Source organism: Sutterella megalosphaeroides, from assembly GCF_003609995.1.
GTDB classification, from domain to species: Bacteria; Pseudomonadota; Gammaproteobacteria; order Burkholderiales; family Burkholderiaceae_F; genus Sutterella; species Sutterella megalosphaeroides.
On the sequence record NZ_AP018786.1, the window covers coordinates 2,077,934 to 2,098,136 of the forward strand.

Below are 20,203 nucleotides of genomic sequence, written 5' to 3' on the forward strand. Positions count from 1 at the left end.
GCGGGTCGGACGACCGACGTCCGAAATACCCGAAAGGGCGTCCGCCCGAGCGGAACGCCCTTTTCAGCCGGTTTTCACCCGTTTTCGACCCTCCGGGGGAAGCGCAAGCCCCTCCCCTCGGGGGATCTCATGGGAATTACGGAATTACGGCAGCTTCGGCGCGTCCGTGCCGAACCACTTCTTATAGACCTCGTTGTAAGCGCCCGAGGCAATGGCGGCTTCGAGGCCCTTGTTCACGGCGTCGAGCACTTCCTTGTTGCCCTTGGCGATGCCGATGCCGAAGTACTGTTCTTCAAAGCCCGGATCGCGGCACTGGTTGAACTGCTTCTCGGGATTCTGCTTCGCGTAGTACTGAAGAACGCCCACGTCGCCGATCATGGCATCGACGCCGCTGTTGTTGAGCTCTTCAAGCGCAAGGGGCGTATTGTCGAAACGGCGGATGTTGGGGGACGACTTCCCGAAGGCGTTCGAGGCGGCGATGTCGCCCGCGGAGGCGTTCACGACGGCGATAAGCTTCCCGTCGAGTTCCTTCAGGGACTTGATCTCAAGGTTCTTGTTCGTGAGGATCAGCTGATGGGCGAGGAAGTAGGGACGGGCGAAATCGACGACTTCCTTGCGCTTGTCGGTAATCGTGATCCCCGACATGATGATGTCTCGGTCGCCGTTGTTGAGCGCGGCGAAGATGCCGTCCCAGGGCGTGTTGACGAACTTCACTTCAAAGCCCCCAGCCTTGGCGATTTCCTTCATGAGGTCGACGTCGAAGCCGACGAGTTCCTTGTTGGGGGTTTCGTATTCGAAGGGACGGTAGGTCGCTCCGGTACCGACCACGTATTCGGCGGCCTGAGCAAAGGTCGAGGCGAAAGCACCCGCCACGACGGCGGCGGCGAGAAGGGACTTGAGCTTCATGGGCTGGGCTCCAAAGCGATGAGGGAAAAAACGAAAAATCGAGGGCTCGCCGGTTTTTCGGAAAGAGGGAAGGAAAAGGAAAGGCGCCTTTTCCCCGACGAGCTTCGGGGCATTCTCCGACGGCGACGCCCCAAGGGTCAAATTCGAAAACGCCTTTCTTTGTCCGAGGCCCTCCCCGTTACGGGAAAAACCTGATTTTCATGGAATTTGTCGACAAAAGGGTGGTGTTTATCGCCCGCAAACAGGCCTCGAAACCCAGTTCCTTCGAACACCGCGTTCGGGTTTTCACGCGTGGCGGTCGGTAGGAAGAGTCCCTAGAATACGCGCAACCCGTTTATGCGGTTTCGGCCCGATTTTCAACCAACTCCAACCCTCGTAAAGGACTCTCCCGATGCTCGGAATCCTGATTACGCTCGCGGTCGTGGCGGTCGTCGCCTACTGCGTGCTCAAAAACTACTACCCGCCGATCGTTCTCCTGCTCGCGGGCTTCGTGATGCTCGTGTGCGCCGCGGCGACGGGCACGATGCCCGTGGCGGCCGACAAGTCGACGAACTTCTTCGGCTTTGACCTCGGGGAAGCCTTCACGGCGCTCATGCGTTCGCGCTTGCCCGGCCTCGGCCTCAACATCATGTTGATCGCGGGCTTCTCGGTCTACATGGACCGCATCGGCGCTTCGAAGGCGCTCGTGAAGCTCTGTGTGAAGCCCCTTCAGGCCATTCGCTCTCCCTACGTGCTTCTTGCCGTCACGTACGTGGTGGGCCAATTCATGGCGCTCTTCATCAATTCCGCCGTGGGTCTCGGTCTTCTTCTCATGGCGTCCGTTTATCCGCTTCTCGTCGCACTCGGCGTTTCGCGCGCCTCCGCCGCGGCCGTGATCGGATCGACCTGCTGTCTCGACCTCGGTCCCGCGTCGTCGAACGCCATGCGTGCCGCCGACCTGATGCAGGTTGACGTCGTCACCTACTTCGTCACGAGCCAGATTCCGGTTGCGCTTTGCGTCATCGCGTCGGTTGCGATCGGGCACTTCTTCGTGCAGCGCTGGTTCGACCGTCGCGACGCGATGAAGCTTGCGAACGGTCCCGCGGAAGAAAAGCAGGACATCGCGAAGGCCTTCGAAGGTGCGGGTCCCGCGCATTACGCGATCCTCCCGATGCTGCCACTGTTCCTTCTCATCGTCTTTTCTCCGATGGTCTACGCCGACGTGAAGCTTTCGCTTCAGACGGGGATCATCGTGTCGATTCTCATCGCCTTCTTCGTCGACCTCCTCACGAAGCGCTCCTTCAAGGACTGCTGCGCCTCGACCCAGGCCGTTTTCGAAGGGATGGGGAAGGTCTTCACCTCGACCGTGGGTCTCATCTGCTGCGCGGAACTCTTTGCGCTCGGTATGAATAAGTTGGGCGGCGTCACCGCCCTCATTCAGGCCGCGGCCTCGATGGAATCCGCGGGCGTCTGGGTGATGCTGCTCGTGATGCTCGCGATCATGGTCGTCGCGACCGTCGTGACGGGCTCCGGGAACGCCGCCTTCTTCGCGTTCTCGCCCCTTCTTCCCGAAGCCGCCGCGAGCGTCGGGATCAGCACCGCGGTGCTTGCCGTTCCCGTGCAGCTCTCTGCGGGGATTGCCCGTACGATGTGCCCGATCGCGGGCGTCATCATCGCCGTCGCGGGTATTGCGGGCCTTACGCCCTTTGACATCGTGCGCCGCACGGTGCCCGTGATGCTCCTTGCGCTCACCGTGAACGTGATCGCCTCGGCCGCGCTCCTCTGAGCTCTTTGACCTTTCCGACCTCGCAACGGACTCCGCCGCGGCTCTTTCACGAGTATCGCGGCGGGGCCTTCGCGAATCGACTTTCACATTCGACTCCATCACCCCCCTTTCGGAGAATTCGACATGGCTCTTCTCATTAAAAACGCCCGCGTCTTCGCCCCGAACGACCTCGGTCGTCAGAACGTTCTGATGGTCGGCGAACAGATCGCCGCGATCGGGCCCGACCTCACGTGCGACCTTCCCGACCTCGAAACGATCGACGCTTCGGGCCGCATTCTGACGCCGGGCTTTTTCGATCAGCACATCCACGTGACGGGCGGCGGCGGCGAAGGCGGCCCCGCGACCCGCACGCCCGAGCTCGTCCTCTCCGAACTCATCAAGTCGGGGACGACGAGCGTCGTCGGCGTCTCGGGCACGGACTTCACCACGCGCTCCATTCCGAACCTTCTCGCCAAGGTGCGCGCCCTCAAGACGGAAGGCGTTTCCGCCTGGATGTACACGTCGAACTACCGCTACCCCGCCACGACCCTCACGGATTCCGTCGCGAACGACCTCTTCTTCGTTCCTGAAGTCCTCGGCGTCAAGATCGCGCTCGGCGACCACCGCAGCTCCTTCCCCACGACCCAGCAGGTGCTCGCGCTTCTCGCCGACATCCGCGTGGGCGGCATGATTGCGGGCAAAACCGGGTTCCTTCACATTCACCTCGGGAACATCCCGGGCGCCTTTGCGATGTTCGACGAAATCGTCGCGCGCGGGTTCCCGATTCGCCACATCCGTCCGACCCACTGCGGCCGCATCCGTCACGTCTTCGACGCCGCGGTTGAGTTTGCCTTGAAGGGCGGCCACATCGACATCACGACGGGGGCCTCCTGCTGCTTTGATAACGCGTCGCTTGCCGTTCTCGCCGCTCTCGAAGCGGGCGTCGACCCGAAGCTCATCACGCTCTCGACCGACGGTCACGGGTCCGTGCCGCGCTTCAACGAAAAGGGCGAAATGGCGGGTCTCGGCGTGGGCGGCGTCGAAGGAAACCTCCTTGCCTTCAAGCGCCTCGTCGGCGACTACGGCATGGCGATCGAAAAGGCCCTCCCCTTCGTCACGTCGAACGTCGCCTCGGCCTTGGGCCTCGCGGACCAGGGCGTCGTCGCGAAGGGTGCCTGCGGCAACGCCTGTCTCTTCACGGAAGACTTCACGCTTACCGACGTCGTCGCCCGCGGCCGCGTCATGATGCGCGACGGCGAAGTGGTCGTGAAGGGGACGTTCGAAGAATAATCGGACGCGTCCGAGTGCTTTGACGGCACCTTGACGTCAAAGCAGTCAAAGGACTTCAAAGGGCGTCGACCTCGAAGGTCGGCGCCCTTTTTCGTTTTGAGAAATTCTTGGGTGTTTCGATTTTCCGGATTCGAAATCTAAAGAGTTGAGGAGCTCAACCGGGCGAGCGTCCCGAGGCTCGATCAGCCGATCAAGCCCGCAATCGTCGTTCCCGCGACGATGACGGCAATGAGAAGAAAGACCGTGCCGCTCACGCGGTACATGAGCTGCGGGCCGCGTCCCCGCAGGAGAAAGTCGCGCGCCCGACCTGCGAGAAGGGCGTACCCCACCATGCAGACGAAAACGAGGAGCGCGTAGGTGGAGGTCAGCAGCACCGCCTGCGGGACGTAGGGAAGCTTCGGATCGACGAACTGCGGCAGCACCGAAACCGCGAAGACGACGGGCTGCGGGTTCGTGAGCTGCAAAACGACGCACTTCCAAAAGAGCGAAAAGCGCGTCTCGGCGGGTTCGCGCGACTCTTTCGCCTTCGCGGGATCGACCACGGCGGGGGCTTTGCGCCGCAAGGTTTTGAGGCCGAGCCAGACGAGAAAGCCCGCGCCCGCAAGCTTCACGGCGGCAAAAAGAAGCGGGCTCGTGGCGAGCACCACCCCGACCCCCGACATCGCCACCGCAAAGAGGATCGCAATCCCGACCGCCGTCCCGGCGCAGCCCCAAAGCGTGCGGCGCCAGCCCCAGGCGGCGGCGAACGTGACGATCATGACCACGCCGAGCCCCGGCGTCAGAATGTTCGCGAGGCTCGTGACGAGAAAAAGCGCGAAAAGGTGGGACACGGGGGGACTCCTGGGAACGTGTGGGAAAAATCGAGGGTGTGAGAGCTTGAGCGGCGTTCTCGCGACGGGACGGAACGGACAGAGACGAGGCCTTTTTATGGGTTTTCAGGTTGGGGCCTCCGTCCGGTCGCAATGCTCACCGCTCGCTCGTCACTCATTATCGTATCGGTCGGTTTGTTCGTGTTCCTCGCGGCTTTCATGACGTGCGGCTGCGTCGTAGGCGTCCGCCACCATCGCGAGCCACCGAAGCACGGTGAAGGGCTCCCCGTCGTTGTAGTGCGCCTCGACCGCTTCGCGCGCCCGACGGAGTTCCCCGGCCTCGGGGAAAAGCTTCGCTTCGAGCGCGAATTCTTTGAGCCAGGGGAGGTGCTTCGTTTCGTCGAACGGAACTTCGCCCTCGTCCGTCGCGAGCGGACGGTGCAGTTCTTCAAGGAGCCCGCGCATCGCGTCGAGCGCTTCGTCGGTGAGGGTCGGCACCTTGGCGCCGAGTCCGCGCTCGAGAAGTTCGAGCCAAAGGGGAAGCCGCAAGCGGAGCGCCGCTTCTTCGTCGGTATCCAGCCGCTCCAAGCGTGCGGTGCCTAGCATCATGCGGATGCGGGCGGCTTCTTCGAGGGCGAATTCGTCGGGGGAGGACGTCGTGTCGGAAAACATGGGTTGAAAATTCTTCGATTCGTGGAAAACGGAAAAGAGTGCGCGGGCGGAACGCGCCGCCCGATGTTGTGATCAGGACTGCGGTTCGCTCGCGGAAGTCGAATCGTTCGCGACGGGTTCGGGCGCTGCCTTCGAGTCGGACGATTCGGTCGTGTCGGTCGTATCCGTCGAAGGCGCCGAAACCGCATTCAACGCGTTCACGATCGCCTCCACCGAAGCGGGCTTCTGAAGGATCCGCGGAAGGGTCGCGGGCATCGTGTCGCCCGCCTCCGGCCGCTCGAAACGCGCCTCGATCAAATCGCGCGCCACGGCCGTGAGCACCACGGCGGGAAGCCTCGTGCCTTTGAGCTTTTCGATCCGCCCCGCGATGTCAAGGCCCGTCGGGCGGTCGTCGCCGAGGTTGTAGTCCGAGAGGAGCCGGAGGTTTTCGATCGAGGCGAGTTTGCGGCACGCCTCGTCGTCCGGCAACTCGTACGCGAGCACCTCGGCTCCCAGACTTTCGAGGGTCGAGCCGAGCGCTTCGCGCACGAAGGCGTTGTCTTCGACGAGCGCGATCGGGCCCGACAAGCGCCCCACGGCCGCGGCGCGCACGACCTTTTGCGAGCAGAGCCGCACCTGTTCGGCTTCGCTCACCTCCAGGCACAGGCGAAAGACGCTCCCGCGTCCGAGGTGCGAGCCCACGGAAAGGGTGATCCCGAGCTCGCGGCAGATCCCCTTCACGATCGAGAGCCCGAGGCCGAACCCCGTCCCCGGGCGGGCCTTCCCGGCCGAGCCGCGGTAGAAGGTGTCGAAAATGCGCGCTTTGTCTTCGCGCGAAAGCCCCGGGCCGGCGTCGTAGACCCCGATTTCGACGCGGCTCGTGCCGCGACGGCGCAACGCCAAAACCACTTCCGCATTCGGGCGCGTTTCGTCCGTATAACGGATGGCGTTCGAGACGAGGTTGCGAAGCGCCCGACGCAAAAGCTGCGGGTCCGTCGAAACGGTCACGGGAATCGGACGGATACGGAAGCGAATCCCCTTTTCCCTCGCGACGGGGCCGAATTCCTGCTCGAACTCTTCGAGGAGCGCCGTAAGGTCCACCTGCTCGACGTGAAGTTCCAATTTCCCGAATTCCATCCGCGTCACTTCAAGGACCTGCTCGACGAGCGTCGAGATCGAATTCGAGGTGCTCGTGAGGTGCGCGATGATCGGAGCCGTTTCGGGCGTGGCGCGCCGCTTCAGAATATCGAGACAAATCCCCATCGCCTGAAGGGGCTGGCGCAAGTCGTGGTTCGCGGCTGCGAAAAAGCGCGCGCGCTGCTCGCTCACGGCTTCGGTAGCGCGGCGGGCGCTTTCGGCGCGGTTGATTTCGGTTTTGAGGCGCTCCACAAGACGCCGGTTTTCGGCGTCGGTGAGGATCGACGAGAGGACCATCTCGTTCAGTTTCCGCCCCGAATAAAGAATGAAGACCGTTACGGCGATGATCACGAGTGCCATGGCGGTTTGGCTCACGCCATATTGCGCCGCAACGGAAATCGTGAGGGGTGTGAGCGACAAGAGCGTGAACGCGGTCAACGACGGCATCCAGCACGAATACACCGGCCAACTCGCAAACGTCACCGCCACGATCACGGCGACGGTCACGACCTGTTCGATCCCCTTGACGGGCACGATGAAAGCGGCGCCCGCCACACCCCAGATGATGCCCGCTGAGACCGCCAACACCATCCACCGTCGGATCCACACCCGCACGCGCGCCACGCGGTCCCGATCGCGCCAGAAAAGCCGCACGAAGTGAAGCGAAAAATAAAAGTGTGCGAGGCCGAACACGCACCAGACGGTGAGAAAGACGGCGTTCACGTCGCTTTGCCGAAACATCACCGCAAAGGCGATGATCCCCGCAAACTGCGCCGCAAGCGCTACGGGGTGGAGTTTGAGCGACGCGAGAATGAGCTTCACGAGCGTGCGCGCCGTGATGGGACGCGCGGCGGGCGCAAGGAAGAAGGCCTTCAGAAACTGCTTGGTTTTCCGGCGCTTGCTCGTGCGTCGCTCGGGCAAGCCGTCGGTTTTGTCGTCGTACATGATCGGAAAACAGCGAAAAGCTTCGGGGGCGCGGGCTGCGTTGAGAGCCGTGCGCCCCGCGTCGGAAAAAGGACAAGGTACAGGAAATGCGCCGGGGCGGCAACGTCCGGGCTTACGACCGTCCGGCGTCGCGAAGGGGCGCTTATTCCGGGAGAAGTCAACCGCCGTCACGGCGGCCCGTCAAATCCGTCCGGGCACCTCCAAGGCCCGCAACACCGCCCGACGCTCGCCCGCCGTCTCGGCTGCCAAGTTTTCTTCGGCTTCGAGCTCCAACCGCACCCGGCACCCCGCGGGAAGCGCGTGTTTGTCGGCCCCGTGCCCCATCGGAAAGCCCGTAAGGACGGGCGGCATCTTCGGGTCCGACGTAATGAAGTCGAACGCGTCCGCAAGCGCGAAGTCTCCGGGAAACGACACGGCGCGGTCCGCCCCGGTAATGCCCCCGAAAAGAATCGCGCGCTGCGTCTCCAAAATCCCCGCGTCACGGAGCGTGAGGAGCATCCGCTCGATCCGATAGGCGCTCTCGCCCACTTCTTCGAGAAAAAGGATCCCCCCGCGGAAGGCTTCGGGGTCAAGCCACGGGGTTCCGACGAGCGCCGTCGTCATCGCAAGGTTCCCGCCCCAAAGGCGACCTTCGAAAGCGGTGCGCTCGGCGGGTGCCGGACGTCTTTCGAATCGACCGACGGTGCGGGCCGAAAACCCGACCTCAAATTCTTTCCGGGGTTCCTTCCCGTCGAGCGTTGTCAGGGCTTTCAGAAACCCTTCGACCGTGAGATCGCTCGGCCGGTCGAAGGACGAGAACGTGGGTCCGTGCCAGGACGCTCGGCGCGTCTTCGTATAGAGCGCAATTTGAAGTGCCGTCGCGTCCGAATACCCCATGAATGGCGCGCGATCGCGCTCGAGCAACTTCCAATCGATTTCGCGCAAAAGGCGCGAAGCGCCGTACCCACCGCGAAGCGCAAGCACCAGGTCCGTGTCGGCGTCCGTCATCGCTTCCGTGAAGTCGCGAAGGCGCACGTCGTCCGTCCCCGCAAAGCGCGCGACATTGCCGCGGGTCGCATCGGGCAGACGAATTTTCCCATCGGGAAGGAGCGCCTTGAGGTTTTCGAGACACGCCGCGCGACGTTCCTCGTCGATCGAGCCGTCCGCTCGGATCATCTGCCGCGAAGGGGCCGTGATGCGAATGCGCGGGAAGGCGCGTGCGGTTTCCGTCGCGGAAGAATTCAAGGGTTTCGAGGAAGCCTCGCTCATCGGTCGGCTCCTTCGGCGTCGGGGTGCGCGTGAGCGCAACACGTGCACCGGGGCTCCTCCGCGGAGGCTCCCTGAGAAGCAACGGACGCCGCACGCTTTTCGCTTCGACGCGCTTCGAAAAAGTCCTTCAGCATCCGCTCCGACTCCGCTTTCAACACCCCCGTCGTCACCCACGGGCGGTGATTCACCCCGGGGACGTCGAAGAGCGAAAAGGCTCCGCCCGCGGCGCCCTTTTTCGGGTCGCCCGCACCGAAAACGAGCCGCTCCAGGCGCGCTTCCGCAATCGCACCCGCACACATCGGGCAGGGTTCGAGCGTGACGTAGAGCGACAGCCCTTCGAGTCGGTGGTTGTCAAGGAGCCGCGCGGCCTCGCGCAGCACGAGCACTTCGGCGTGCGCGGTCGGGTCCCGATCGCGGATCGTGCGGTTGCCGCCGCGAGCGACCACCTTCCCGTCCTTGACGAGCACGGCCCCGACGGGCACTTCGCCCGCGTCGGCCGCCCGTTGCGCTTCCTCAAGCGCCTCCCGCATGAAACGCACGTCCGCCTCCGGATCGACCGAGGGCGCCCCCGAATTCACGGTGCGGTTCTTTTCCCGAAGCGCTTCGATGCGGCGCGCGCGGCGCTCGGCAAGGATCGTGCGGGCGCTTTCCAATTCGTCGAGGAGGCGCGAGGCCGTGACGCCCGGCATCGGTTCGAGCTGCGACCGGTAAAGCCCGTGAGGCTCGCTCTCGAGATTCGTGCGTTCCGCGAGCGAAAAGCGCTCGCAAAGCGCGCCCACTTCGGCGGGCACAGCCTTCAGCCAGTCGCCCGCTTCCGCCAAAAAACGCGCGGTCGCGCGCTCGACCTCGGCGTCCGTGAGCGGTGCGCCTTCGGGTTTTGCGGGCCAAAAGAGAAGCGCCGCTCCCGCCACGCACTTCAAATCGGCAAGCGTCGGGTCGTTTTTCTCGATCGACGCGAGCGTACTCCCCCGACGAATCGAGAGGGCGACGAAGCGTTCGAGGTCGCTGAGCGTGTAGTCGCGGACAACGTAGGCGTACATGGAAAAAAGTCTCCGGGGAAAAAGCGCGAGGTTCCGCGATCGGGTGCGTTTTCGGGCGTCGCTTATGTCGATCGACTCGCGGCCCGCCGCTCGCGGCGTTCGCATCCGTCGCGACCGTCACGCTACAATGTCAGCCGTTGAAAACACTTTTCTGCGGGGAACTTCATGCGCCGCTCTTTTCTCTCGGTCGTTTTCGCCGGCCTCGTTTCGGCACTCATTCTACCCGCAGCCCACGCTTCGCCCCAGAGCGACGCTTTGGCCGAGTGTCTCCACACCAACATGACGGCCGACGACCAAAAGGTGCTCATCCAGTGGGCGTACGTGGCGCTCGGCAAAACCTCGGCCGCACGCGCCGTACAGCCGATTCCCGCCGAGAAGACGAAGGCCGTCGAGTCGGCCGCGCAGCGTACGCTCTCCAACCTCGTTCTTCGCAAGTGCTCGAAGCCCGCGCTCGCGGTCCTCGTGAAAGACCCGAAAACGGGCCTTCAAGACACGCTCCAGAGCCTTGCCTCGCGTCTCATCCAAGACGAGTTGAAACGCCGCACCTCGCCCGTGCTGCCGATTACGATCACGGACCTTCTGAAGCCGCGCGGCTGATTTTCGCCGCATCGGGGAGCATTCCTTCCCGCCCCCCGAGCATCGACATGCATGGTTCGGATCCGACCGCAAAGGAGTTACTCCTTGCGGTCGGATCCGAACCGCGTCCTTATTCCTTGTAGACGGCGGTCGGCGCCTTCGGCGCTTTGCCGTGGGCGGCCTTGAGGTTCGCGGCGTCGTGGCAGGAGGCGCAGTTTTCGGGCTTCACGGTCTTCGGATCGACCTCGGCACCCAAGAGACCTCCCATCTCGAGGATGTGCTCCTTGGCCTTCTCGTTCCACAGGGCCTTGCCGCCCACAACGACCTTCGCATGGCAGGCGTAGCACGTCGCGGCCATGGGCGTCGCGTACCGGTCGGGCGTCGTCGCGGGCGCCTTGCGGTCCTTGTTGTCGGGGTCGACCTTGGTGTCGATCGCAAGGAGCTCCGCCTTGTCGCCGAGTCGGTTCAAGCGCTCGAGCGTGTAGGTTTCGCCCTCATGGCACTTCGCGCAGTTGGAAAGCGTCGCGACGTAGGTGACGTGACGCACGCCCTCCGTTTGGGCCTGCCCCGCTCGGAAGTTCCCGTGATGCGCGTGCACAAAGACCTTCCAGTCCGGGTGCGAGACGACGAGCTCGTCGACGAAGTGCGGATCGTCCTTTTCAATCAGGCGGTTGCGCACGACGGCCGTGGGAGCTGCGCTCGCGTTGTGACACGTCACGCAGGTCGTGAGATCCGAGATCGCGCTCGTATTCTGGTCGACGAGAATGGAATCCAGCCCGAGCTCGCGCTTCATGAAGGCGGGCGTGCCGTCGTTCCCCGAAACGTGGCGCGAGGCGCCTGCGGCGGCCTTCGTGCCCGCGGCGTGGCAGGTGCCACAACGAATCTTCGTCCGGTCGCTCGCCTTATCGTAACCGTGGCAGGAGCCGCACTTTTCGTTCGAGACGATGCGGGGGCTGCGCGAGAGCGTATCAAGACCTTCCGTGTCGAAATTCACCGAGGCGGTCCAGGCCGTATTGCGCCGCGCGTTCTTGTCCGTGCACGCGACAAGCTTCGCCGCATCGTCGAAGCAGTAGCCGAAGACGGCGGACGCCACGCCCGTTTCGCCCGCGGTGTCCTTGACGGGCAAGGGTTCCGACGAAACGCGCCAGAGGCCGTCCGAGCCCGCATGCGCGGTCTTCGCGTCGACCTTCACGCCCTTGGCGGAAACAAAGCCCGTGCGCGCACCCCAGTTGGCGTACACCGTGAGGAAGTCGATCGCGGGATCGTCGGTGCCGAGAAGACGCCCTTCCCGATCCTCGACGCGCAGCGTCAGATCGACACGCCAGGCGTCGGCGTCGACGGGAACGAGCTTCGCCTCTTCGATCGTCACGCGACCGATCGCCTTCTGGGCCTCGGCGCGCTCCTTCTTGTAGCGTGCGGTGTGAACGTCGCCCGTCGCCTTGGCGGAGTGGCAACCCTGACAGTCCTCGCGCTTTTCGAACGCCTTGTGGCTTTCGAGCTTCGAAAAGTCGTGGCAAACCATGCAGTTGTTCTTGTCGAGGTCGATCTTCCAGTGAGCCTTCTCGCCGTCGCCGTGACACATCGTGCAGGTCCCGAGCGCGCGGCCCGCACGGAAGTGGTACTGATGAATCAGCGGAGCGAGCGACGAAAGCTGTTCGCTCTCGTCCTTGTGGTCGACGAGCCACTTCTTCATGGCTTCGCCGTCGTCGTGGCAGGCAAAGCAGTGAGCGTGCTTGTCGATCCATTGGTCGAGTTTGTCGTAGGTGACCGCGGCCTGAACCGAGGTCGAGGCAAGAAGCGCCGTGAGGAGCGCGTAGGAAATGTGCTTCATGACGTTGGGGTCTCAAAGAACGGGAAGGGTCGCTTCCCGGGGAAAGCAAGGTAAGCGGGGTCGGCGCGTAAAGCGCGAAAAAGCCCGACAATGCGCAACACCCGAGGCCGACGGCCCCGGGTTCGAGGTTGAGGTATGAGTTCGGTCGGGGGTGCGAGCGGAATCCTCAGAACGTGTGGACCATGCCCGAGGCAAAGCCGAGACGGTTGGCGTCTTCGGCCTTGCCGTAGCTGTCGTTCATGTAGCCGAGGCCCGTGTAGACGAACGTGCGCTTGCTCAAGGGATATTCGTAGCCCGCGGAAACCGTCCAACGCTTGAGGTCGCGATCGGCCTCGTCGGCGTTTTCCGCCTTCATGAAGCCGGTGTTGAGCTTGAGGCGGCCGCCCGAGACGGGAATCAAGGCCCCAAGGTTCACGCCCGCGCCCGTCATGCCGTCGAGGCTTTTGACGCCCGCGTCGTTCGCAAGGAGCGTGTCCTTGCCGGCGAGCTCGGTTTCGCCCAACGCGCGCACGCCGTCGAACCACTGCGCGGCCGCGAAGAATTTCGCAAAGCCGAAATCCACGTTGCCGCCCGCGCTCACGTGTTCGGCGTCCTTGAAGTGCCCGACGTTCTGTTCGTTGCCGTAGAAGGTCTTGTCCCAAATGAGCGTGAAGTAGACGGGGCCGCGTTCGACACTCATCGCGAGCGAAGCGAGGCGGTCGACCTCGGCCGAACCCTCTTCGAGGCCGGTCGCTTTCGTCGTGTCGTTTCCGAAGGAATAAGCGCCGTGGAGCTTGACGCCCGCGATCGAGGGCGAGTGGTAGACCACCATGTTGTCGTACGGAACGAAGTCGCCCGTCATGACGGACTTGTGCCCGGGCACACCCACCCACATCGTCGAAAAGGGCGAGACCTTGGGGCCGAAAAGCCCCGTCGTGTTGTAGCCCGAGAGGAAGCTCACGAGTCGGCCGACCTTCACCTGACCGAAGTCTCCCGAGAGGTTCACCTGCGCTTCGCGCGAGAAGAGGCGGTTGAACTTCATCTGACCGTTGTCGGCGTCGAACCCGTTTTCGAGGACGAACCCGAGCTTCAGGCCGTTCCCGAGATCTTCGCTTCCTTTGAAGCCGAAGCGGCTCATGGCGTTCTGGCCCGACATCATCTGAAAGGTGTTCGAGGTCTCGTGCCCGTTGTCAACGCGCTGATAGTTGAGGCCGAGGTCGAGGATGCCGTACACGGAAACGTCGGCCGCCTGCACACCGGAGGCAAGGCCGAGAGCGGCAACGGTCAACGCGCCGAGAAGAGACTTCGAGGTAGGAGCGAAAGGGGTCATGTGGGGAAAATTGCGGGAAATGAGGTTGAACGAAAAAACGTGCGCGTCTCGTACACAGCTCGTACGCGTCACGCACGAAAACCGAGACAAGTTCTACGAACGGATCTCCCGTTCGAGGTGAATACGCAGGCGTTTGCGAAATATACGCAGGAGATCGCGCGTTCGCCTTCCGTTTTCCCCGAAGCATTTCTCGGAAAGCGAGACAAGCATCTTTCACCAAACGATCGCGAATCGAGCAGCCTCAAACGAGATTTGCTGCGACGGAAAATGAAAAAGACCCCGAATCCGGAGCCCTTTCCTTTATTTTCAGCGACCTCCGCGGCCGCTTCCGTTTTGACTCACCTTCGCGGGAGTCAGTCGTCCGCACCTTCGAGCGCCGTCGCACCCGCGGTTTGCGAACCAGTCTCCGTTGCCGCAGCCTTGCGTCGCTTTTCGATCCGCGCATGGATCGCATAGCAGAGGATCACGAACGGAATCCCCGTCCAGAGCGCCGCCTGCTGCCGCTCGTCAAAGGCCAAGCCCACGAGCGACCCCGCGCACATGAGGCCGCCCAGGATCGGGAGGAACGGGAAAAGGGGCGCCCGGTAGCGAAGCATCTCCAAGGTCTTCCCCGACTTCAGCCAACGGCGGCGGAAGTTGTAGTGCGAGAGGCAAATCGACCCCCAGACGATCAGCGCCGAAAAGCCCGTGATGCTCGTCAAAACGATCAAAACCGTATCGGCCGCAAAGACGCCCGAAAGAAGCGCGAGCATCCCGCCCGCAAGCGCTACGGCGAGCGCCCGCACGGGAACGCCCCGCTCGTTTTGTTCGGCGAGTTTCTTCGGAAGCAACCCCTCGTACGCAAGCGACCAGATCATGCGGCCCGAGGCGTAGAGCCCCGAATTCGCGGCGGAAAGCACCGCCGTGAGGATCACGAAGTTGAGGATGTCGGTCGCGTACGGAATCCCGAGTCGTTCGAAAACGACGATGAAGGGGCTCTTCGTGACGCCCGCCGTTTCAACCGGAACGAGTGCGGCGAGCACCAGAACGGTTCCCATAAAGAAAACCACGAGACGGATCACGGTCGTACGGATCGCCATCGGAATGACGTGCTCGGGGCTTTCCGTTTCACCGGCCGCAACGCCGATCAATTCGGTCCCGAGGAATGCAAACGTCACGGTCGTCATGGCGGCAAAGACGGGCGCGAGCCCGTTCGGGAACCACCCGTGCGCCGTGATGTTCGAGAAGTAGGGGGTCGGCGACCCGTCCGAGAGCGGCAGAATCCCGAAGATCGCCAGGCCCCCGAAGAGGATCACGATCTGGATCATCACGACCTTGACGAGCGAAAAGACGAATTCGCCTTCCGCAAAGAGCCGGGTCGAGAAGAAATTCATCACGGCAAGGAGCGCAAGGAACACCGCACACCACATCCAGATTTCGACGTTCGGGAACCAGTACGCCATCGAGAAGGCGGCGGCGAGGAGGTTCGTGCCCATCGCCACCACCCACGTCACCATATAGAGCATCGCCGCCGTAAAGCCCGTGGCGGGCGAAATGAAGGCGGATGCAAAGGTGTGGATGCTCCCCGTCACGGGCATCGCGACCGAGAGTTCCCCCAAGCTCTGCATCACGGCGTAGATCATGAGCGCCCCCGCGGCGTACGCAAGAAGCGTCCCGAAGGCCCCGGCCGACGCGATCATCCCCCCTGTATTAAAGAAGAGCCCCGTACCGATCACGCCGCCGAGCGAGAGCATGATGAGGTGACGAGCCTTCATCGTTCGTTGAAATCGGCCCGAAGCCCCGTTGTCCGAATCCGCTGTATCCATGCGCTCTCCCTGTGAATGGAACCAACCCCCGAGAAATCGGGGACGAAATTCTGAGAATAGCACCGCTCTCGTTATCCCGTACATAGAAGCACTTAATTTTTCCTATCGAAAGGTGCCGATGCGTTCGGCTTCGCAGGACAACAGTGCGCACAAAGAGAGGGATGGAGCGGCACCTGCGGTTCTGAACGCTCCCGAACGCTTCCAAAGCTTCCGAACGGCCGCCCGCCTCGGACAGCTACAATGAGGGCCTTTTTCATTCCTTCAGACCATCCGTCGATTCCCCATGCTCATTCGCCGCCTCTTGGGTGAGCGCGACCTCGAAGCGCTCGGTCCGCTCCCCGACCTCCTTCCGAACCTCTGGTACGGTGCGCCGCACCCGGCGCTCGTGCGCCTGAGGGATGCGGTTCGAAGCGGAAATTTTTTCCCGTACGAGGCCGCAGGACTTTGCGGTCGCACGGGGGCGGGCCTTTTCGTCGGGCCCCGAGGGGTGGAGCTGGTCGTCGCGCACGAACCCTTTCGCGAGCCCGAACGGGACGAGGGGTCGCGGCTTCCGGCCGCCGACCGCCTCGCGGGCACGGTCGAAGCGGCGGCCTTCGAATTTGCGGCGAAAACGACCGAGCTCGTCGACGCCCGCGGGGAAACCTTTCGGCTCTTCGACTTCGCCGAAGCGCTTTTTGCCGCGAAGCCCCTCAAAATCGCCCGCGGAGGCGGTGCGGGGCTCAATCTCACGCGCGCGCACTGGATGCGCGCGCTCCTCGATGCGCCTTCGGCCCCCGCACCCCGAATTTTGAACGCCGCCCATGCGACGGGAGCGGGGCTTTTGCGGCTTTACGGCGAATGGTGGGAAGGGCCCTCCCCCGTCTTCGACGTGAAGCACCCCTTGATGTGGCTCGCGCCCCGCACGACCGTGAAGCCCCTCGTCGAAAGGCTTCTTGCCGATACGCCGACCGCGGCCGACCCGCGGCTTACCGACCCGCGGGTGCTCGCAAAGCGCCCCGAGATCGTGGCGGAGACGGACGATTGGGTTGTGATCGTGAAGCCCTCGGGCCTTCTGTCGGTTCCGGGGACCTTGGGGCTTGACGACGCAATGACGCTCACGGCACGCATGATTGCTCAAGGCTCGGCCCCCGACACCGTCACCCTCACCCCCGTTCACCGGCTCGACATGGATACGTCGGGCCTGCTCGTCTATTCGAAGAACACCGAGGCGACGCGCGCGCTGATGGCAGCCTTTCGCGAAGGGCGCGTCGAGAAGCGCTACGAAGCGATTTTGGAAGGCGTGCTCGATCCCGCGGTGCCCGAGTCGGGCGAAATCGCGTTTCCCCTTACCACCCATCCGCTCGACCGCCTGCGCCAGTGTGCGGCGGAAGGCGGGCGCGCGTCCGTCACCCGCTACGCGGTGCTTGCGCGCGGGCGAAGCCGCACGCACGTCGCGCTCGAGCCTGTAACGGGGCGCACGCATCAGCTGCGCCTTCACGCCGCGCACCCCCTGGGGCTCGGCACCCCCATTCTCGGCGACCCCTATTACGGTCCCGCGGGGCTTGCCGCGGAGACGCCCGAGACGCCCCTGTGCCTGCACGCGCGGCTCCTTTCGTTCGACGACCCGCGCACGGGTGAGCGGCTCCGGTTCGAGGCGCCCGCGCCCTTCGAGGGGCTCCTCTTCTGAACCCGCAAACGACGAAAACGTGCCGGGCGGATGACATGAGGGTAACGGACGAATGGCGGAAGGATCGGGTGGGTCCCGTCGAACTCTCCTCAAGGGAGGACGCCCGCACGAATGTCATACACCCGAACGGCGTATTGCACTTCCGTCCGATCGGGCGTATAAATTTTCGAATCCCGATTGAGTCTCGTTTGCATTTCCCGCCATGACCAAACCGACCGAATCCAACGAATCCGCCGCCCCCGCCGCCGACGGCGGCGTCTGCCCCGCGTTGGCGCATCTGCGCTTCGACGTGACCGGGATGAGCTGCTCGGCGTGCTCGGCCCGCGTCGAGCGTGCCGTCGAGGCACTTCCCGAAGCGCGCGACGTCGCGGTGAACCTTCTGAAAAACACCCTCACCGTAACGGCTCCGGCCGAGAGCGCCGACGCAATCGTCGAGGCCGTGCGCCGTGCGGGGTACGACGCGATGCCGACGGGCGGCACGGGCGGAAAAGGGAACGCCAAGAGTGCCGCTCGATCTTCCTCGGGCTCGGACGCTTCGCCCGCCGCGCGCGAAGCCCAACGCGTCAAGCGCGAAATGACCGTTCGCCTTGTGGGGTCGCTCGTCTTTTTGATTCCCCTCATGACGCTCTCCATGGGGCCGATGCTGGGCATTCCTCTCCCCGCATGGCTTTCGCCCCCCGAAGGGGTGCTGGCGAACGCGCAGCTTCAGATGTTTTTGTCGCTCGGACCCGCGTACCTCAACCGCGCGTTTTTCTTCCGGGGCTTCAAGGCGCTCGTCGATCGCGCGCCCAACATGGATTCACTCGTTGCGGTGGGCTCGGGCGCCTCGTACCTCTACGGCTTCTGGGCGCTCGTTGCGATGAGCGTCGCGCTCGGAGCTGGCGAAACGGACCGCGTCGCGCACCTCGCGCATAACCTCTACTTCGAAGGGGGTGCGATGATTCTCACCCTCATCACGATCGGCAAAGCCCTCGAAGCGCGCGCCAAGGGGAAAACCTCCGAAGCCGTCGAAAAGCTCGTCAACCTCGCTCCCCGCGAAGCGATCGTGGTGCGCGACGGACGCGAAATGACGGTGCCGCGCGAAGAGGTCCTCGCGGGCGAAACCGTTGTCGTCAAAACCGGGATGACGATTCCCGTCGACGGCGTGGTGCTCGAAGGGACGGGGTCGGTGGACGAATCCGCCATGACGGGCGAGAGCCTTCCCGTGACGAAACGTGCGGGCGACACCGTGACGGGTGCGACCCACCTCGTCGCGGGCTACGTCACCGTGCGCGCAACGGGTGTCGGCGAAGACACGGCGCTTGCGCGCATCATCCGGCTTGTGGACGAAACGACCTCGTCGAAAGCCCCTGTTGCGAGGCTTGCGGACCGGATTTCGGGCGTGTTCGTCCCCGTCGTGATCCTCATTGCCCTCGCAACCGCTCTCGTGTGGCTGGCGCTCGGGGCGACCTTTGAGACCGCCTTCACGCATGCCGTCTCGGTGCTTGTCATCTCCTGCCCCTGCGCGTTGGGGCTCGCCACCCCCACGGCCGTCATGGTCGGGACGGGTCAGGGGGCGCTGCGCGGGATTCTTTTCAAAAACGCGACGGCTCTGGAAACGCTTCAGTCGGTCACGCACGTCGTTCTCGACAAGACGGGGACCGTCACCGAAGGGAAGCCCTCCGTCACGGGGACGAAGGCCGCGATCCCGGGGCTTGAGTCGGCTCTTTTGATGACGGCGGCGTCGCTCGAAGCGGGGTCCGAGCACCCGCTCGGGGCCGCGATTCTTGCGGCCGCGCGCGAAGCAAAGCTCCCCTTGCAGGCCGCCTGCGACTTCCGCCAGTTTGCGGGGCTCGGCATCTCGGGGAAAATCGGGAAGAAAACCTATTTCGTCGGGAACGCGGACTTTGCGGAGCGCGTCGTAGGGACGCTGCCCGAAGCGCTGCGCATAGAAGCCGAAGACGCCGCCCGTTCGGGTGAAACGCCTCTTTGGACGGGGTCTTCGTCGGAGGCTTTGACGGTGGACGGCCGCGCTCCGGAAGGCGCCGCAGCAAGTCTTCTCGGTCTCATTCGCGTGGCCGACACCGTGAAGCACGATTCGGCCGCGGCGGTCGAGGCCCTTAAAGGCCTCGGGCTCACGGTCGTGATGCTCACGGGCGACAACGCCGTGACGGCGAAGGCCGTGGCGCGCAAGGTGGGCATTGACGAAGTCGTCGCGGGCGTTCTTCCCGACGGCAAAGCCCGCACGGTCGCGGACCTGCGCGCGGCCGGGCACAAGGTGCTCATGGTCGGGGACGGCATCAACGACGCTCCGGCACTTGCCGCCGCCGATGCGGGCGCTGCGGTCGGGCGCGGGACGGACGTGGCGCTCGAATGCGCCGACGTCGTTTTGATGCGCGATTCGCTCCTTGACGTCGTCGCCGCCGTGGAACTTTCGCGCTCGACCCTCAAAAACATCCGCGAAAACCTCTTCTGGGCCTTCATCTACAATGCGATCGGCATTCCGGTGGCGGCGGGCCTTTTTGCGGCGCAGGGCTTGAACCTCAACCCGATGATGGCGGCTGCCGCCATGAGCCTTTCGTCCTTCTGCGTCGTGACGAATGCACTGCGCCTGCGGCGCTTCCGCCCGAAGGCGTCCGAGACGGCGCGCCTTGCGATCGACAACTCCGAACTCACCACCTCGTCGGCTGCGACCGGCACTCACACCAAGGAAAAAATCGTCATGGAAAAAATCGTTCACATCGAAGGCATGCACTGCGGCCACTGCACCGCGAACGTCGAAAAGGGTCTCGGGGCGGTCCCCGGGGTCGAGTCCGTCAAGGCGGACCTCGAAAAGAAGCTCGCCCGCGTCGAAGCCGAAGACTTCGTCACGGACGAACTCCTCATCGCGACCGTGAACGGTCTCGGCTTCAAGGCGACGTCGGTGGAAACCGTAAAGTAAGCCTTCACTTCAAGCCGAATGCTTGAGCTTCTCATGAGGCCGCTGCGCCTCATGAAGCTCCTGGAAAAAAGGCGAAGTCCGAAAGACTTCGCCTTTTCGTTTTCGGTCGGTGCGATCCGAACGCCGACACCCCGGGCGTTTCCCTTTATCGAATCTCACCGACCCCAAGAACGTAACCGCAGCCGGTCTTCCTCGCGGAGAGGAAGTCCTTCGCGACTCGGGCGCCGCGTCCTTGAAAGAGAGTTTCGCACGGGTGTGCGTCAGATCATGTCGCACGCAAACACGACCGGTGCTCCGATTTTGTTTTCCTCTCTTTTCGAACGGGA

At 63.7% G+C, this 20,203-nt stretch carries 14 protein-coding genes; 5 read left to right on the forward strand and 9 right to left on the reverse strand.

All coding sequences use genetic code 11. The features are described from left to right. Positions 1-144 precede the first annotated feature (144 nt). On the reverse strand, positions 145-906 hold the full coding sequence (locus tag S6FBBBH3_RS08245; RefSeq protein WP_120177294.1) for a basic amino acid ABC transporter substrate-binding protein: 762 nt from the start codon (positions 904-906) through the stop codon (positions 145-147). 391 nt (positions 907-1,297) lie between these two features. Here S6FBBBH3_RS08245 and dcuC point away from each other — a divergent pair, with 391 nt between their 5' ends. Both dcuC and iadA read left to right on the forward strand, forming a co-directional pair. After that, a complete protein-coding gene (gene dcuC, locus S6FBBBH3_RS08250) occupies positions 1,298-2,671 on the forward strand; it encodes a C4-dicarboxylate transporter DcuC (RefSeq protein WP_120177295.1) in 1,374 nt (457 codons plus the stop codon). Between the two features lie 123 nt (positions 2,672-2,794). After that, a complete protein-coding gene (gene iadA / locus S6FBBBH3_RS08255; protein WP_120177296.1) occupies positions 2,795-3,940 on the forward strand; it encodes a beta-aspartyl-peptidase in 1,146 nt (381 codons plus the stop codon). A gap of 182 nt (positions 3,941-4,122) precedes the next feature. On the opposite strand, the gene S6FBBBH3_RS08260 is transcribed toward iadA, so the two are convergent. The 5 genes from S6FBBBH3_RS08260 to tadA form a co-directional block, all read right to left on the reverse strand. Further along, the gene (locus S6FBBBH3_RS08260; RefSeq protein ID WP_120177297.1) at positions 4,123-4,770 is read right to left on the reverse strand and encodes a LysE family translocator; all 648 of its coding nucleotides are present in this window, start codon (positions 4,768-4,770) and stop codon (positions 4,123-4,125) included. A gap of 150 nt (positions 4,771-4,920) precedes the next feature. Then, entirely contained in the window at positions 4,921-5,421 is a 501-nt protein-coding gene (locus tag S6FBBBH3_RS08265) for a hypothetical protein (protein ID WP_120177298.1), read from the reverse strand. A 72-nt stretch (positions 5,422-5,493) separates the two neighbouring features. Beyond that, positions 5,494-7,482: a hybrid sensor histidine kinase/response regulator gene (locus tag S6FBBBH3_RS08270; protein WP_120177299.1), complete on the reverse strand. Its 1,989-nt coding sequence runs from the start codon at positions 7,480-7,482 to the stop codon at positions 5,494-5,496. 180 nt (positions 7,483-7,662) lie between these two features. Beyond that, entirely contained in the window at positions 7,663-8,730 is a 1,068-nt protein-coding gene (locus S6FBBBH3_RS08275) for a S66 peptidase family protein (RefSeq protein WP_120177300.1), read from the reverse strand. Further along, positions 8,727-9,770, reverse strand: coding sequence for a tRNA adenosine(34) deaminase TadA (gene tadA / locus S6FBBBH3_RS08280; RefSeq protein ID WP_120177301.1), 1,044 nt, complete (start codon positions 9,768-9,770; stop codon positions 8,727-8,729). Before tadA ends, S6FBBBH3_RS08275 begins: the two co-directional genes overlap by 4 nt. A gap of 165 nt (positions 9,771-9,935) precedes the next feature. Between tadA and S6FBBBH3_RS08285 the strand changes: the two genes are divergently transcribed. Then, positions 9,936-10,367, forward strand: a complete 432-nt coding sequence (locus tag S6FBBBH3_RS08285) for a hypothetical protein (RefSeq protein WP_120177302.1) — start codon at positions 9,936-9,938, stop codon at positions 10,365-10,367. 109 nt (positions 10,368-10,476) lie between these two features. On the opposite strand, the gene S6FBBBH3_RS08290 is transcribed toward S6FBBBH3_RS08285, so the two are convergent. The 3 genes from S6FBBBH3_RS08290 to S6FBBBH3_RS08300 form a co-directional block, all read right to left on the reverse strand. Continuing rightward, entirely contained in the window at positions 10,477-12,177 is a 1,701-nt protein-coding gene (locus S6FBBBH3_RS08290; protein WP_120177303.1) for a multiheme c-type cytochrome, read from the reverse strand. A gap of 166 nt (positions 12,178-12,343) precedes the next feature. Then, a complete protein-coding gene (locus S6FBBBH3_RS08295) occupies positions 12,344-13,486 on the reverse strand; it encodes a porin (protein WP_123957684.1) in 1,143 nt (380 codons plus the stop codon). A gap of 353 nt (positions 13,487-13,839) precedes the next feature. After that, positions 13,840-15,291 carry an amino acid permease gene (locus S6FBBBH3_RS08300; RefSeq protein WP_120177305.1) on the reverse strand — a complete coding sequence of 484 codons (1,452 nt, stop codon included), beginning with the start codon at positions 15,289-15,291 and terminating at the stop codon, positions 13,840-13,842. 283 nt (positions 15,292-15,574) lie between these two features. Between S6FBBBH3_RS08300 and S6FBBBH3_RS11290 the strand changes: the two genes are divergently transcribed. Next, complete coding sequence (locus S6FBBBH3_RS11290; protein WP_120177306.1) at positions 15,575-16,957, forward strand: RluA family pseudouridine synthase; 1,383 nt, start codon at positions 15,575-15,577, stop codon at positions 16,955-16,957. 202 nt (positions 16,958-17,159) lie between these two features. Next, positions 17,160-19,877: a heavy metal translocating P-type ATPase gene (locus tag S6FBBBH3_RS08310; protein ID WP_197714301.1), complete on the forward strand. Its 2,718-nt coding sequence runs from the start codon at positions 17,160-17,162 to the stop codon at positions 19,875-19,877. Positions 19,878-20,203 lie beyond the last annotated feature (326 nt).

Coding starts and splice junctions, on each gene's coding strand:
- S6FBBBH3_RS08245 (WP_120177294.1), bottom strand. CDS start 906: ATGAAGCTCAAGTCCCTTCTCGCCGCCGCCGTCGTGGCGGGTGCTTTC.
- dcuC (WP_120177295.1), top strand. CDS start 1,298: ATGCTCGGAATCCTGATTACGCTCGCGGTCGTGGCGGTCGTCGCCTAC.
- iadA (WP_120177296.1), top strand. CDS start 2,795: ATGGCTCTTCTCATTAAAAACGCCCGCGTCTTCGCCCCGAACGACCTC.
- S6FBBBH3_RS08265 (WP_120177298.1), bottom strand. CDS start 5,421: ATGTTTTCCGACACGACGTCCTCCCCCGACGAATTCGCCCTCGAAGAA.
- S6FBBBH3_RS08270 (WP_120177299.1), bottom strand. CDS start 7,482: ATGTACGACGACAAAACCGACGGCTTGCCCGAGCGACGCACGAGCAAG.
- S6FBBBH3_RS08275 (WP_120177300.1), bottom strand. CDS start 8,730: ATGAGCGAGGCTTCCTCGAAACCCTTGAATTCTTCCGCGACGGAAACC.
- tadA (WP_120177301.1), bottom strand. CDS start 9,770: ATGTACGCCTACGTTGTCCGCGACTACACGCTCAGCGACCTCGAACGC.
- S6FBBBH3_RS08285 (WP_120177302.1), top strand. CDS start 9,936: ATGCGCCGCTCTTTTCTCTCGGTCGTTTTCGCCGGCCTCGTTTCGGCA.
- S6FBBBH3_RS08290 (WP_120177303.1), bottom strand. CDS start 12,177: ATGAAGCACATTTCCTACGCGCTCCTCACGGCGCTTCTTGCCTCGACC.
- S6FBBBH3_RS08295 (WP_123957684.1), bottom strand. CDS start 13,486: ATGACCCCTTTCGCTCCTACCTCGAAGTCTCTTCTCGGCGCGTTGACC.
- S6FBBBH3_RS08300 (WP_120177305.1), bottom strand. CDS start 15,291: ATGGATACAGCGGATTCGGACAACGGGGCTTCGGGCCGATTTCAACGA.
- S6FBBBH3_RS11290 (WP_120177306.1), top strand. CDS start 15,575: ATGCTCATTCGCCGCCTCTTGGGTGAGCGCGACCTCGAAGCGCTCGGT.
- S6FBBBH3_RS08310 (WP_197714301.1), top strand. CDS start 17,160: ATGACCAAACCGACCGAATCCAACGAATCCGCCGCCCCCGCCGCCGAC.